This window comes from Corynebacterium sp. CCUG 71335, assembly GCF_024454075.1.
Classification (GTDB): Bacteria; Actinomycetota; Actinomycetes; order Mycobacteriales; family Mycobacteriaceae; genus Corynebacterium; species Corynebacterium genitalium.
The window spans coordinates 58,537-73,210 of the sequence record NZ_JAGPYY010000011.1 but is presented as its reverse complement, the minus strand read 5'-3'; the positions used below and the strand labels follow the sequence as shown (position 1 = coordinate 73,210).

Sequence of the window (14,674 nt, the reverse complement as noted above, 5' to 3'; positions counted from 1 at the left end):
CACTTATTGCAGCGCGGAGGTCAGCTTCATCACGTTGTCGATGTACCTGCGCGACCACGGCCGCTTCTTCCACTCGTCGAGCGTGAGCTGCCGCGACACGGACAGGTACGCCGACGCGAGCTCGCACAGGTCGGTGATCAGCGGCCCTTGCAGGATGAACAGGCTGTTTTCGTAGTTCAGCGAGAACGAGCGCATGTCCATGTTGGACGAGCCCATGATCGCGATCTCATTCAGGTGGGCGGCATCGGGCGCCCGTTGCACATTTCCGCTTGTCGACGCCTCCGACCCAGCACCCCCCTCATGCCCCGCATGGTCGGCCCCACTCGTAGCGGCGTGAGCTTCGACCGATGCGCCGCGCGGCAGGTCAGCCGATTCTGTAGGGGTTTTGGCAACATCCCCCGCCCGGGCAGTGCCTGGCTTTGGCTCGCCTGCGTCCGGATAGGTCAGCGCGACGGGGTCCGCGATGGCGAACTTGGTGTGCAGCACGTAGGGGGCGGGGAACTGCCAGATGTGCACGCCGGCTTCCAGAAGCTGCTGGTAGTAGGCGGATTGAGCGTGGTTGACCATGAACTGGTCGGCTTTCTCGCCGACGAGGAGGTCGACGCGCACGCCGCGGTAGCAGGCGGTCGTGATGGCTTCGAGCATGGAATCGTCGGGCACGAAGTAGGGGGAGCAGAGAATGAGCCGGTGGCGGGCGTGGTGGATCAAGGTGTTGAACATCCGCAGGTTCGGCTCGGTGGTGTAACCGGGGCCGGAGGGGATGAGCTGGAGGACGTTCTGGTCTTCGAGGGTGGCGGGGTCCGGGTCGTGCGGGGCGGAGATCTCGAGGATCTCGCCGGCTTCGGTGTACCAATCGACGGCGAACATGGACTCGAGCGAGGCGACGATCGGCCCGGTGAGCTCCACAAACGCATCGACCCATTGGCGGCCGTGCTTGACGTGGCCGGGCATGAGGTACGTCCGGTCGATGAGGTTGAACGACCCCATGAACGCGACCTCATCATCAATGACCATGAGTTTGCGGTGGTTGCGCAGGTCCGGCCGGCGGAATTTGCCGCGCAGCGGCTGCAGCGGCAGCATCATGTGCCACTCGATCCCAGCCTCCGTCATCCGCCGTTTGAATGTGCGGAAGTCGGGGTACTTCCAGGAGCCGATGTGGTCGAACAGAACCCGGACTTTCACGCCGCGCGCGACTGCCCGCTCCATCGCCTCCCACACTTGCCCGGTCGTCTTGTCCCAGGCCATGGCATAAATCTCGACGTGCACGTGCGAGGTCGCCCCGTCGATCGTCGAGGCCAACCGTCGCATTGTCGCCGAATAGTCGGACCAGAGGTGCTTGACGTGGCCGTCCAGCGCTGGGAAGCCCGTCAAGGTCCGGTTGAGGTGGGCCATCGTCGCCACCTCGCCGGATACTGATGCGGCGGAGGGGTAGTCGGGGAAGGAGGTGTGGACGTCGTTAAGCATCGCGTTGGCCTCCCGCTGAATGCGGTGACGCCGCCGCGACAGAAATGTCGAGCCGAGGAAGAAATAAATCGGCAACCCAAGGAACGGAATGAGCAGGATGACCAGCAGCCACGCGTTCGCGCTGGACGGTTTGCGGTTTTCCGGGATGACGCCGATGACGGCGAATTTAATGGTGTAGTCAATCACCATCAGTACGAGTTGCCACGTGGCGAGGCTCATCGGACCTCATCCAACTGCAGCCGCGCCAGGTCGTAATCCACGACGACGGGTGCGTGGTCGCTCGCGCCCTTGCCCTCACGCTCATGCGTATCGACGAATCCAGCCCCCTCCAACCCCGACAACTGGAAATCAATGAGCATCCCCTCGCCCTTTTGGAAGCGCATGCCCTTGTAATCCCAGTAGGAGTAGGGCTCGGGGTGGGTGGCCTGGTTCAGGCCGGCCTCGAGCAGGGCTTCGAAGGCGGCGCGCTCCGGCTCGGTGACGTGGGTTTTGCCCTCAAAGAAGGCGCGGTCCCAGACGTCTTTGTCGGTCGGGGCGATGTTGTAGTCGCCGCAGAAGACCTGGGGTGTGGAGGGGTCGATCTGCTCGGCGAGGCGCCAGAGGAACTCGAGTTTGTAGTCGTAGTGGCGGTCACCGATCTCGCGGCCGTTGGGGACGTAGAGGCTCCACACATCAACACCGCCGCAGGTGGCGGCGATGGCGCGGGCCTCGCGGTCCTGCGGCGCGTCGGGGTCCTTGTTGAAGCCGGGCTGGCCGTCGAACCCGTCGCGCACGTTCTCGAGTCCGACGCGGGAGATGATCGCCACACCGTTCCACTGGTGGTAGCCGACGTGCGCGACATCGTACCCCGCGGCCTCAAACGCCGAGTAGGGGAACTTGTCGTCGGAGCATTTCGTTTCCTGCATGGCCAGGACGTCGACATCATTGCGCTCCAGAAAGGCGACGGCCCGGTCGACCCGGGTACGTACCGAGTTGATGTTCCATGTAGCTACTCGCATGCGATCTACCCTAGCCGGGCGTAGCGGTGGCGGTGGTGCTCGGTGAAGCCCAGCTTGTCGTAAAGGCCGATGCCAGCGTCGTTGGTCGCGAGCACTTGGAGGTACGCCGCGTCCGCATCGCGCTGCGCACCCCACTCCAGCATGCGCCCACCCAGCAGTGTGCCAAGCCCGCGCCTGCGGTACTCCGGCGCGACTTCGACTGCGGAATACCCCAGCCAGGCGCGGCCGTCATCGGACTCGGTGATCGTGCCGCGGGTGACCGCGACGACGTTGCCCTGCGTGTCGAGGAGGGAGCCGAACCCCATCTCCCCCTCAATCCCGTCACGCAACTCTGCCAGGGCTTCCGGCGGCAACGGCTGGCCGCGGAAGTGGTACATCGACAGCCAGTCGTCGGAGGGCTGGGAGTCGATGCGGAAGGTGAACCCGCTGGCCAGCGCGCCGGGCTCGGTCTCCGCGTCTTCGCCGGCGAGCTCGCGCGTCATCGTGATGATCTCCGGCCCGAGCTCCCAGCCCGCACCACCCGCACCCTGCTCGCGTGCGACCAAGTCGGCCGCCGGCTTTCCGATGCGCTCCGGAATCAACAACTGCACCGGCATCCCCCGCTCGGCATAGAACGCAGTGATCTCGGCGAGCGGAACCGGTTGAAAACCAGCCGAATGCCCGATCGGGGTGGCCGAGTTGGAGCGTTCGGCGATGGAGGAACCGGAGCGGGTGAGCCAGCCGTCGATGAGCATGCGCTCTTGGCCGGGGAACGCGCGGGCGTACGCGGTTTCGACGGCGCGGATGTCGGAATTGCGGATGCGGCGCGGGCTGAGGCGGCGGAGGACCAGGATGTCCTCGGCCGGGATGGTCAGCGCTTCCGCCTCGGACGGCAGCCCGCCCACTTTCTGCGGGCGGATGACCAGCGGGTCGAGCGCCTCGATGTGGCCGATGACGTCCGTGGCGTGGTTGCCGAAGCGGCGGCGCACCACCACCCGGTCGCCCGGGGAGAGGGGTTCAGCGCGGAACACGAGTGCTCTTCTAGTGCCCGAACGGGTCCTCGTCGGTGCCCGGCAGCCACGTGTTGCCGGCCTCGGTCCACCCGTTCGCCTTCACCGCGCGCTTCGCCTCGCGCTTGTAGCGGCCGGTGAGAACGTCCAGGTAAACATAGCCGTCGAGGTGGCCGACCTCGTGCTGCAAGCAGCGCGCGAAGAAACCGGTGCCCTCGACCTCGACCGGGTCGCCGTTCTCGTCGAGGCCGGTGACCTTCGCCCACTCGGCACGCGCCGTCGGGAAAGACTCGCCGGGGACGGACAGGCAACCTTCGTCGTCTTCGCCGTCGTCCTTTGGCATGGTCTTCGGGATATCGCTGGTCTCCAGCACCGGATTGATCACCGTGCCGCGGCGCATCGTGTCGCCGTCCGGGCAGTGGTACACGAACAAGCGCTTATTCACGCCGATCTGATTCGCGGCCAGCCCCACGCCGTTGGCCGCATCCATCGTTTCGTGCATGTCGTCGATGAGCTCTTTGAGCTCCGCGGCCGGCTCGGTGACAGGCTCGGTCGGCGCGTGCAGGACGGGGTCACCGTGTATGACAATCGGTCGGATCATGGCGACCAGTATAGTTTCGCGCATGGACCCCACCGACCTGACCATCCTCGACTTCGCGGACCGCGCGCCCCGCAGCCTCGGCGCGCGCGAAGAAGCCATCCGGGTTGAGCTGGGCATGTCGCCGTTCAGGTACTACCAAAAGCTCAACACGCTTATCGACGACCCCACCGCCCTCTCCCACAACCCCCAACTCATCCGCAGACTCCAGAGGCTGCGCGACACCCGCGCCCTCGGCCGCGACGCAGGGTAGGGGTTCGCGGGCCTGGTTGGTGGGCCGGGCTGGTGTGGTGGTCTTGGCTGGCCCGCGCTGGCGAGCTCGCCTGGCCAGCCCTCGCAGTTCGCGCTGCAAAAGTTTACAAACCCGATTTCGGTTTGCTGCCTGAAAATGCTCTTACCTGCAGTGATATTTCCAGAGCGACATCGAGTTCGTCATCTTTTGCACAAGCGCCTACGGGGAACGCGTTCTACACTGTGTCTGAGCTGCGTTCGGGGTTTCAGTGGCAGTGTGTTGCGGAAAAGTTGACGAGCTCGAGGTGCCTGTATGACACCAAAACTCGCTCACCAGCTGTTTCGGTTCTAGGCGAAAATCGGGTTTGTCAACTTTTCTGCAAAGCGCATTGAAAGAGTCGGCGCGTCGCAAACCTTTCGAGACAAAAGAGACAACTAGGGTGACTGCTGTGACTAATGTGAACTCTGGTAAACCTGGCACCTTCGATCGTTCGTCGAACCTTTACTCCGACCGGTACGACGAAATTTCCGACGGCTCCTTCGGCGAAGCCTACGAGGAGTACTACGACACCCCTCTAGAACCGGACGCGCCGGCTACTCCGGCTGAGCGCGCATCTTCGGGCGGTAGGCACCGCCGCCGCGACGAGGACGATTATGACTTCGGCGCCTCGGCTGGAGCAGTAAGCGCGGCTGGCGCTGCTGGCACCGTTGGTGTAGCGGGTGCGAGCGCGTACACCAGCGGTGACCTCCACACCCGTGACGCTACTTACGGCGACACCGTTTATAGCGACCGCGGATACGGCAGCCGCGATTACGTCGATGATTACTCCGACGGCGAGTACGCCGAGGCAGAGTACCCGGAGGCAGAGTACGCAGACGGTTACGCTGCTGACGAGTACGTCGACCAGTACGAGGACGCGTATGACGATCGGACGGTGATGGTGCCGGCGGTGCGGGCGTCGAGAAGCGAAAGGGCAGGTAGCTCCGCTGTCGCCGCAGGCAGTGTGCCTAAGCGTGGTCTCGCGATGATCCTGATTGCCGTTGCCGCGCTGCTCGGACTGTGGGGCCTCTACGCGATGATGCAGAAGGATAATTCCGGTGACGTCGCGCAGGAGCAGGTGCAGAACGCGAACGGCCAGAACAGCTCGAACGTGCAGAGCGGCCACGACGGCAATGAGCTGGATCCGGCTGCGCAGAACGACAGCCGGCAGAACGCGAGTAACGACAGCGCCCAGACCAACCAGGCCGACAACCGCACTCCGGAAGGCGCTGCGCCGGCGGCCAGCGGCCAGGCGATGACGGCTGAGAACGAGACGATCAACGTCTACAACAACTCCACCGTCCCGAACCTCGCAGCCGAGGTGTCTGACCAGCTCAAGGGGCAGGGTGTGCAGGTCGGTGAGGTCGGCAACATTGGTGAGCAGCAGGCCGTCCTCGAGCAGAACACCGTCTTCTTCGACCCGGCGACCCCGGGTGCGGAGGAGCGGGCGCGGGTGCTGGCGGACCGCGTTGGGGGTGTCGCTAAGGCGAACGACCCGACCGTGCCGAGCGAAGCGAACAACCCTGGTTCCCTGACGCTGGTTCTGACCGGCCCGGTGAACCTCTAGCCGACAAAGTTCACGAAAACCGGCCTTGTGGCGGCACCCGACCGCACGAAAGGCCGGTTTTGTCGTTTTAGTATCGCCTTCTACTGAGTTCGCTAAGATCCGACCTGGGAAAATGCTGCTGAAATCCGCCAGAAGGCGATATTAAAATTGTAAAACCGCCCCGCATGACGTATTCAGAAACAATGCAGCCCAACGCGAACACCGCGAGCAACGCGAACCCCACGCACAACCCCGCCGCCGACTCCGTTATGGACCCGTTCCGCGATTTCAACCGCTCGGAGGGCCCGTCGTTGGGCGTGGAGTGGGAGATTGGTGTGATTGATCCGGCCACCCGCGACCTGGTGGCGCGGGGCCCGGAGGTGATCCAGGCGGTGGACGATCGCTGGCCGGATGTGCACCTGGAGAAGGAGTTTCTGCAGAACACGGTCGAGCTGGTCACCCCGGTGTGCCGCAATACGGCGGAGGCGATCGAGTATCTCCGCGCCACGAAGGACAAGATTCAGGCCGTCACGGACGAGAAGAACTTGCAGTTGTGGGCGAGCGGCGGCCACCCGTTCTCGGATTTCCGCGAGCAGGCGGTGGGGGATAAGCCGACGTACCAGGAGATCGTTAACCGCACGCAGTACTGGGGCCAGCAGATGTTGCTGTGGGGTACGCACGTTCACGTGGGCATTCGGCATGAGGAGCGGGTGTGGCCGATCATCAACGCGATCATGACGAAGTACCCGCACCTTTTGGCGATCAGCGCAGCGAGCCCGGCGTGGGAGGGCCTGGACACGGGCTACGCGTCGAACCGCACTATGTTGTACCAGCAGCTTCCCACCGCGGGCATGCCGTACCAGTTCCAGAATTGGTCGGAGTGGGTGCAGTTCATGCGCGACCAGACCACCTCGGGCGTCACGTCGCATACGGGCTCGATGCATTTCGACGTTCGCCCGGCGGCGAAGTGGGGCACCATCGAGGTGCGTATTTCGGACGCATCGCCGACCCTCCGCGAGCTCGCGGCGGTTGTGGCGCTCACGCACTGTTTGGTGGTGCACTACGACGCGATGCTTGACGACGGCCGCGACCTGCCCACCCTCCAACCCTGGCACGTCGCAGAAAACAAATGGAGGGGCGCTCGTTATGGCCTGGAGGCCGAGGTGATCACGAGTCGTGCGACGGATGAGCGCCTCGTCACCGATGAGCTGTATGACATGGTCGAGGAGCTCCAGCCGGTGGCGCAGCGTTTGGGGTGCGTTGATGAGCTGAATCTGGTGCCGGGGATCATCGAGCAGGGCGCGGCGTATCAGCGTCAGCGCGCGATCTACGAGCGGACGGGGGACTGGCGCGACGTGGTCGACGCCACGGTTGCTGAGCTGCGCGGCTAGTACTTCGCGGGGTTCTCGTTGACGGCGATCTGGTCGTCGCCGCCGTAGAGGGCTTCGCGGCGGGAGACGCGGCCGAGGCGCTGCGCCGTGACCGGGTTGGTCATCAGCGCGAAGAGAAGCAGGAGGAAGAGCATTCCGATGTCGCCGCGCTGGCCGGGCCCGAAGCTGTCGGAGCCGGTGAGGCGGAAGATGACGCCGATGATCACCAGCACCAGCCCCACGGTCTGGGGTTTGGTGACAGCGTGAATGCGGGCGAGGGTGTTGCCGAAGCGGGCGATGCCGACGGAGGCGAAGAAGACCTGCAGGGCGCCGAAACTGATGAAGATGAGTGACAGGACGTCGGAGATGAATTCCCAGGTCATTAGAGTGCACCGTCCCTCTTGCGGAAGCGGGCCACCGACAGGGAGCCGATGAAGCCTAGCAGGGCGACGACGAACATCGCATTGACCACGGTGGTGTCGAGGGTCCAGCAGATGTAGGTGGCCAGCGCGCACTGGAGTGAGGCGACAACGCCGTCCATGGCGATGACCCGGTCGAGCGAGTTGGGACCGACCACGAGGCGCCAGGTGGTGATGAAGAACCCGGCGACAAGAAACGCGGCCGCGGCGGCCAGCACGGAGTTGTAGATCATGTCGTCCATGGTGGATCAGTGGGCCTTTCTCTTCTCGAAGATGGCGATCATGGAGGCCTCAAGGTCCCGAACGTCCTGGAGAGCGCTCTCAATAGCCTGCTGGGACCCGGCGTTGAGCACGTGAATGGTCCAAATGCGGTTAGCCAGGTCAATATCGGTGACACAGCCGCCGGGTTGGAGGTTGTAGGCGCAGGTAGCGAAGTACAGTTCCAGCTCCGACCCCAAGCGCATGGGCACCTTGAAGATACCGCCCTTGGGCGGGTCGGCGGGCCGGATGGCCAGCCAGGACACTTGAACGGCGGCGCTGATGAGCTGGCCGACCCAGCGGACACCGAACTTGATCAGCTCCCAGAGGTTGATGCTGATGCCGCCGGTGGGCAGCGGCGGCAGGGGCAGCAGCACGGTGATCAGGATGCCTAAAGCGAGGCCGGCGAAGACGTTGCCCCAGCTCAGTTCACCCATGAGCAGGATCCACATGAGGGTCAGCCAGACGATGAACCAGGGACGGAAGCGGCTGCGGAATCTTTGCATCATTAGTCCTCTGCCTCCCCGACGACGGAAGATTTTTCACGCTCGGGGCGCACCCCGCCGGTGGCCTTTTCCTGTTCAAACGAGGCGTTGGTGCCGCCGTTATCAGCCCGTGCACCCGTGTCGGCCGGCGAGGGAACAGGCTCGGTGGAGACCCCAGCGTCGGGGGTGCGGATGTCGTGGCGCCGCTGGTCGATGGTGTCGGAGCCGTCGTCAAGCCTGTCTTGGTCAAGGGTGCGTGAGGGGTTCGACCAATCGTCGCCGAGCACAGCGGTGCGGTAGATGGATTGGTCCATCGCGGAGTCGGCGGCGCGGCCGGTGATGGCGGAGATTGGGCCGGCGAGCACCGTGATGCCCACAGATGCGGCGATGAGTGTGGTGGTGGAGGCCATCATGCCGAACGGGACGCGGCCGACGTCGGAGCGTTCGGAGGCGTCGACGGTGTCGTGAATGTCAGCCAGCGGGCTGACGCGCACGCTGGTGACGTTGCCTTCGGGGGCGTCGGAGCGGTCGCGCAGGAACGCCTTCGACCAGACGATCATCATGGCGTAGAGGGTGAGCAGCGATGTCACCACGGCGCCGACGATGAGCACCCACGACAGCCAGGTGCCGTCCTCGGCGCCGGCCTGCAGCAGCATGACTTTGCCTAAGAAACCGGAAAACGGCGGGATGCCGCCCAGGTTGAGCGCCGGGACGAAGTACAAAATGGCAATGAACGGGGCGGTATACAGCAGCGAGCCGAGGCGGCGCAGCTGCGAGGAGCCGACCTGGCGCTCGATCAGGCTGACCACGAGGAACAGCGAGGTCTGCACCAGAATGTGGTGGACCGCGTAGAAGATCGCGCCGTTGAGACCGTGCTGGGAGCCCAGGGCGACACCGAAGATCATGTAGCCGATGTGGCTGACCAGGGTGAACGACAAGAGGCGTTTGATGTCGTTCTGGGCCAGGGCACCCATGACACCGACAATCATCGTGGCCAGCGCGACGACCATGAGAAGGGTGTCCAGCGATCCGTCGGTGAACATGGTCACGCGCACGCGGATGATGGAGTACACGCCCACCTTGGTCAAAAGTCCGGCGAAGACGGCGGTGACCAGGGATGCGGCGGTGGGGTAGGAGTCGGGCAGCCAGGCGTCGAGGGGGAAGATCGCGGCCTTGATGCCGAAGGCGACGAGCAGGGTGGCGAAGATGGCGGCGCGGGTGCCGTCGTTAAGCTCCTCGAGGCGGATGCCTGCTTGCGCCATGTTGATCGTGCCCACGGACGCGTAGACCAGGCCGAGCGCGAACAAGAAGACCATCGATGACGCCATGGACACCATGACATAACCGATGCCGGCGCGGACACGCAGCGGGGACGCGCCCATGGTGAGCAGGACGTAGGATGCCACCAGGAAGATTTCGAAGCCGACGTAGAGGTTGAACAGGTCGCCCGCCAGGAAGGACAGGTTCACGCCCATTGACAGCAGCATGTAGATGGGAAGGAAGACTTCCACGGGGTCGTTCTCGTTGCCGTCGCGGATACCCTGCGAGATGGCGAACCACATCACGCAGAACAGCACGATCGCCGAGACGAACAGCATGATGCCGGAAAGACGGTCGGCGACGAACGTGATTCCGATCGGCGCGTCCCAGCCGCCTAGCTGCACGGTCTGGATGCCTTCGATGTCGGCTACCAGAATCATCGACGCCGCGATGACGGCGAGCACCAGGAACGTGAAGAACGCGATGTTGCGCTGCAGCACGCGGTGCTTGCCGGCCAGCAGAATCAGACCGGCGGCCAGTGCAGGAATGAGGACCGGCAGCGGGATGATGCACGGCATGTACGGCATCAGCCAGTCCACGTAGGACGTGTACCAGGTGTGGTCGAGGTTAGCGCCCATCTTGCGCCTCCTTCACGGGTTCCTCGAAGGAGCGGGGGCCGAAGGCGTCGCCGCCGCGAGAGAGGCGGCCAGTTTCGGGGTCATCGGAGGCGTCAGCGTCCGGCGCGGCAGACGGCGTCGCGGGGCGCGCCGCAATCGCCTGGTCCTCGGCGTCGTGCTCAATCACGTCGTCAGTACGGTAGCGGTACTGCCTGTACAGCAGCGCGAGGATGAATGAGGTCATCGCCATCGAAATCACGATCGCGGTGAGAATCATCGCCTGCGCCAACGGGTCCGCAATCACGTCGCCGAAAATGAAGGATTCGCGCTCCTTGATCGGCGGCGACCCCGCCTGCCCGCCGGATTGCAGCAGGAGCAAGTTCGCGCCGTTGCCGATGAGCATCACGCCGAGCAGCATGCGCGTCATCGCGCGGTCCAGCATGAGATACACGCCGCACGCGATCATCACGCCAGACGCCATGAGCAAAAATAGGTTCGCTTCCACCTACAGCTCCTTTCTGCTTATCGACGCGTGGGGCCGGCCCTCGCTGCGCTCCGCGCCGCCCCCACGAGCTGTCTCGGCCTTCTTTTGTTTCTCAGCTTCCCGTTCTCGTTCGCGCTGGGCGAGGGTTTCCTCGCGGAGAGCGCGCCGTTGCTCGTTCTTGCGCTGCAGGGCGCGGGCACGGTCGCGGGCGCGCTCCTTGCGCTCGTCCTCCTCGAGGTCGAGCTGGCCGCCCAGGGAATGCAGGATGTGCATGGCCAGGCCGATGACGATGGCGTACACGCCGGCGTCGAAAAGCAGGGCGCTGGGGATGGTGACCGGGCCGACGAGCGGCAGCTCCGGCTCGATGTAGCCGGAGGTCAGTGGCGGGTAGCCCATGAACATCGGGATGATCGCCGCGGCGCCGGAGAGCAGCAGGCCGGTGCCGAGGATCTTTGCCGGATCGACCGGCAGGGCCTCTTCGAGTTCCTCGCGGCCGCCGGCGAGGTAGCGCAGCGTGAAGGCGAGGCCAGCGACCAAGCCGCCGGCGAAGCCGCCGCCGGGCGCGTTGTGGCCGGAGAAGAAGAAGTACGCCGACAGCAGGATCATCGACGGGAAGAGGATGCGGGTGACCACGTCCACCATGATCGAGCGGTTCTGCGACTTCTCCGTGTCCACGCCGGAGGCCAGCCAGCGCGGTTGCCGGGAACTCAGCGTCGGGCGGCGCGAGCTGCGCTGGAAGGACTGGGTGCGGTAGATCAGGGAGGCCACGCCGGTCGCGGCGATGACCAGGACGCTGATCTCACCGAGGGTATCGGCGGCGCGCAGGTCCACCAGCAGCACGTTCACGGTGTTGCGGCCGTGGCCGATCTCAAAGGCGAGGTCGGGCATGAACTCGGAGATCGGCGTGGCGGTGCGGGCGGACATGGCCACCATGGCCACGACCACCACGGACAGGCCGGTGCCGACCGACAGCCAGGCCCGCAGGCGGTTATCCAAGTCCTTGCGGACATCGACGTCGGTGGGCAGCTTGCGCAGGACGAGCATGAACACGACCATGACGATCGTCTCCACAAGCACCTGCGTCAGCGCCAGGTCCGGCGCGCCGTGCAGAGCGAACATGAACGCCAGGGCGTAGCCCGTCATGCCCACCAAGATCACGATGGACAAACGGTTCCGGGCGCGGGTCGCGGCGACAGCGCAGATCATCAGGATGATCGCGGCCATGCCCTGCCACGGAGAATCCCACAGGATCATGCGGATGTCGTTGGCGCCGCCGATGATCAGCGCGCCGATGGGCACGACCATGAGCACAGCGAAGATCGTGGCCAGGTTGATGGTCAACGAACCACGCTGCGTCGACGCGGTCAAGCGTAGCGACGCCTGACGCAACGCCTTGAGCATGTTGTCCCACAGAGCATCTGCATCGCCCAGCGCCGGGCGGTCGAACTGGGCGCGGGCGACCAGCTGACGCTGCAGGAACATGATCGTGCCCACCAGCACAATGACGATCGTGAGCATGAGCGGCACCGTGATGCCGTGCCACAGCTTCAGGTCTTCGCCGGGGTCGCCGGGGAAGCGCACGTCGAGGTGCTGGTTGAACGCGTCCGACAGCGGGCCCGGGAACGGTCCGAAGATGACGGTCAGGACGGTCAGGACCGCAGGAGGCAACCACTGGAGGAATTGGATCGGGTCGCGGTCGCGGACGGCGGGGGTGGAGCCGTCGATAAGCTCTGTGTCTTCGCTGAGCTCGTGCTCTTTTTTGCGGGCGAAGGCGCCCCACAGGAAGTACAGCGAGTACGCCATGGTGAGGATGGAGCCGACCACGAATGCCACGAGCATCATGTTGCGCGGCATGCCGACCAGCAGTTCCTCGTGCAGGGTCGCTTCGAGGGCGGCTTCTTTGGCGACGAAGCCCCACAGCGGCGGAATGCCCGCCATCGACGCAGCGGAGATGGTGGCCAGGATGGCGACCAGTGGTTCGCGGCGGCCCAGGCCGGACAGTTCGCGGATGTCGCGGGTGCCGGTGGTGTGGTCGATGGCGCCGACGATCATGAACAGGGCGGCTTTGAACAGCGAGTGGCTGAACACCAAGGTCAGGCCAGCCATCGTGGCGGAGGGGGAGCCGATGCCGATGACGGCGATCATGAATCCCAGCTGCGAGACGGTGCCGTAGGCGAGGATGAGTTTCAGGTCGACCTGTTTCAGAGCCATCCAGCCGCCGAGGAGCATGGTGAAGATACCGGCCGGGATGACCACGACGTGCCAGGCGGGGATGGGTGCAAAGTCGGGTGCGAGGCGGGCGATGAGGTAGACGCCAGCCTTCACCATGGCTGCGGAGTGCAGGTAGGCCGAGACCGGTGTCGGGGCGGCCATCGCGCCGGGCAGCCAGAAGTGGAACGGGGCTTGGGCGGACTTGGTCAGGGCGCCGAGGAGCAGCAGCACCACGACGGCGGAAATCCACGGCACGTCCGCCAGCTCGGTGCGGGCCGGGATTTCGGACAGCCGCCAAATGCCGGTCTGGGTGCCGAAAAGGACGATGCCCAGCAGCATGGCCAGGCCGCCGAAAGTGGTGACCAGCAGCGCCTGGTTGGCGGCGCGGCGTGACGACGCGCGCTCACCGTAGTAGGAGACCAACAGGAACGACAATACCGACGTGATCTCCCAGACGATGTACATGACCAGGAAGTTGTCGGAGATGACCAAGCCGTACATCGCCATGGCGAACATAGTCAGCTGGGAGCCGAAGATGCTCAGGCGGATCGGGTTCGTGTCGAAGTACCCCCAGCAGTACAGCAGCACCAGAGCACCCGCGCCGAGGATGATCAGGGAGAACAGGCCCGCTAGGGCATCGAGCCGGAACTCCAGGTTGAGATACAGCCCGGGCATCCACGGGTAGCTGGCCAGGATCTCGCCGCCATCTTTGAAGGTGCCGTCGGCGAACTGGTACACCATCCACGCGAAACCGGCCCCGGGAACCAGGGCCAGGATGCCGAAGGCGGGGCGGCCGAACGCGCGAAGCAAAAACGGGGCGGCCGCGGTGGCTGCGACGAGGGCGAAGAGCAGCGTGATCACAGGGCCTCCCAAGATTCGAATCTAGTTTTCGCACGTTTTTCCGGCGCGCTGACAGGACAGAAACACCCAGCTCAACTTGGGAAATAATGAGACCAAATCAAAAAAGGCGCGTCATCGCTGGCGCGGCCGACGGGATTTACTTTACCGGTTTTTTGCCGCGGCCGTAATCCGGAGGTTCGACGTGGATTCGAGGATATCGGGGTTAGCCGTAGATTCGGAGTTAGCCGCAGAACCGCGGGTTAGCCGTAGATGCGCTGGGCGCCAGAGGACATGGCGGCGGCGATGGAAGCCTCGGAGGTGGGGCCGAAGCCGATGGCCCACGCGGTGTTGCGCTCGTTGATCTGGTGGGCGACCTTGATCGCGGTGAACGTTGCCTCGTACAGCTCGATCTGGTGGAATTCGAGGATCTCGATGTAGCGGCCTTCGGTCGCCAGCATCGCAGCGAACGCGTGGGCCGGGCCGGAGGCGGTGACCTCGTGGTGGGTCGTCTGCGGCGGGAACGTCTTGGAGGTCTTGGTGACGTCAGCGGAGTAGCTGTTGTAGCACCAGTTCGCCTTATCCGTGTGGATGTCGGAGATCCGCAGCGTCGGGGTCGGCGCGTAGGTGGCGGTGAACAGCGACCAGCTCATGCCCATGGCTTCCTCGCGCAGTTCGCGCGGGAGGCGGCGGGGGGATTCGAAGCGCAGCTGGAACGGATCGAGTTCCTCGGTGCGGGTCTGCTGGGTCTGAGTCTGGGTGGCAAAGGCGGTCGTGTTCGACATGTCGAGTCCTTCTACATTTCGCGGTGTTGTGTGGGGGAGGAGTACCGACTCGCTTGTACTGGTTGGCTAACGACCACTCACC

General features: G+C 64.6%; 14 protein-coding genes. 3 read left to right on the top strand and 11 right to left on the bottom strand.

Going from position 1 to position 14,674, the window contains the following annotated elements:
• Positions 1-3: 3 nt before the first annotated feature.
• The 4 genes from KBX19_RS08820 to KBX19_RS08805 are packed head-to-tail and all read right to left on the bottom strand — an operon-like array spanning position 4 to position 4,052.
• On the bottom strand, positions 4-1,683 hold the full coding sequence (locus KBX19_RS08820; protein WP_005288400.1) for a phospholipase D-like domain-containing protein: 1,680 nt from the start codon (positions 1,681-1,683) through the stop codon (positions 4-6).
• Positions 1,680-2,462 (bottom strand): exodeoxyribonuclease III, encoded by a 783-nt coding sequence (locus tag KBX19_RS08815; protein WP_255998471.1) that lies wholly within the window; start codon positions 2,460-2,462, stop codon positions 1,680-1,682. Before KBX19_RS08815 ends, KBX19_RS08820 begins: the two co-directional genes overlap by 4 nt.
• Positions 2,463-2,467: 5 nt before the next feature.
• Positions 2,468-3,472 (bottom strand): GNAT family N-acetyltransferase, encoded by a 1,005-nt coding sequence (locus KBX19_RS08810; RefSeq protein ID WP_255998470.1) that lies wholly within the window; start codon positions 3,470-3,472, stop codon positions 2,468-2,470.
• 10 nt (positions 3,473-3,482) lie between these two features.
• Entirely contained in the window at positions 3,483-4,052 is a 570-nt protein-coding gene (locus KBX19_RS08805; protein WP_255998468.1) for a peptide deformylase, read from the bottom strand.
• Between the two features lie 22 nt (positions 4,053-4,074).
• Between KBX19_RS08805 and KBX19_RS08800 the strand changes: the two genes are divergently transcribed.
• From KBX19_RS08800 to KBX19_RS08790, 3 genes are all read left to right on the top strand, one after another.
• Positions 4,075-4,302 carry a DUF3263 domain-containing protein gene (locus tag KBX19_RS08800; RefSeq protein ID WP_255998466.1) on the top strand — a complete coding sequence of 76 codons (228 nt, stop codon included), beginning with the start codon at positions 4,075-4,077 and terminating at the stop codon, positions 4,300-4,302.
• 427 nt (positions 4,303-4,729) lie between these two features.
• The gene (locus tag KBX19_RS11385) at positions 4,730-5,887 is read left to right on the top strand and encodes a LytR C-terminal domain-containing protein (protein ID WP_255998464.1); all 1,158 of its coding nucleotides are present in this window, start codon (positions 4,730-4,732) and stop codon (positions 5,885-5,887) included.
• Between the two features lie 248 nt (positions 5,888-6,135).
• Positions 6,136-7,257, top strand: a complete 1,122-nt coding sequence (locus KBX19_RS08790; RefSeq protein WP_255998502.1) for a glutamate--cysteine ligase — start codon at positions 6,136-6,138, stop codon at positions 7,255-7,257.
• On the opposite strand, the gene KBX19_RS08785 is transcribed toward KBX19_RS08790, so the two are convergent.
• The 7 genes from KBX19_RS08785 to KBX19_RS08755 form a co-directional block, all read right to left on the bottom strand.
• Entirely contained in the window at positions 7,254-7,619 is a 366-nt protein-coding gene (locus KBX19_RS08785; RefSeq protein ID WP_005288420.1) for a monovalent cation/H(+) antiporter subunit G, read from the bottom strand. The two genes, KBX19_RS08790 and KBX19_RS08785, sit on opposite strands and share 4 nt — an antisense overlap.
• Positions 7,619-7,897, bottom strand: coding sequence for a monovalent cation/H+ antiporter complex subunit F (locus tag KBX19_RS08780; protein WP_255998462.1), 279 nt, complete (start codon positions 7,895-7,897; stop codon positions 7,619-7,621). The genes KBX19_RS08785 and KBX19_RS08780 overlap by 1 nt, the downstream gene beginning before the upstream one ends.
• 6 nt (positions 7,898-7,903) lie before the next feature.
• A complete protein-coding gene (locus KBX19_RS08775) occupies positions 7,904-8,422 on the bottom strand; it encodes a Na+/H+ antiporter subunit E (RefSeq protein WP_255998460.1) in 519 nt (172 codons plus the stop codon).
• Complete coding sequence (locus KBX19_RS08770; protein ID WP_255998459.1) at positions 8,422-10,296, bottom strand: Na+/H+ antiporter subunit D; 1,875 nt, start codon at positions 10,294-10,296, stop codon at positions 8,422-8,424. Before KBX19_RS08770 ends, KBX19_RS08775 begins: the two co-directional genes overlap by 1 nt.
• Positions 10,286-10,780, bottom strand: coding sequence for a Na(+)/H(+) antiporter subunit C (locus KBX19_RS08765; RefSeq protein ID WP_255995622.1), 495 nt, complete (start codon positions 10,778-10,780; stop codon positions 10,286-10,288). Before KBX19_RS08765 ends, KBX19_RS08770 begins: the two co-directional genes overlap by 11 nt.
• Positions 10,781-13,831: a Na+/H+ antiporter subunit A gene (locus KBX19_RS08760; RefSeq protein ID WP_255998500.1), complete on the bottom strand. Its 3,051-nt coding sequence runs from the start codon at positions 13,829-13,831 to the stop codon at positions 10,781-10,783.
• Positions 13,832-14,070: 239 nt separating this feature from the next.
• Positions 14,071-14,592, bottom strand: a complete 522-nt coding sequence (locus KBX19_RS08755) for an acetyl-CoA acetyltransferase (RefSeq protein WP_255995620.1) — start codon at positions 14,590-14,592, stop codon at positions 14,071-14,073.
• Positions 14,593-14,674 lie beyond the last annotated feature (82 nt).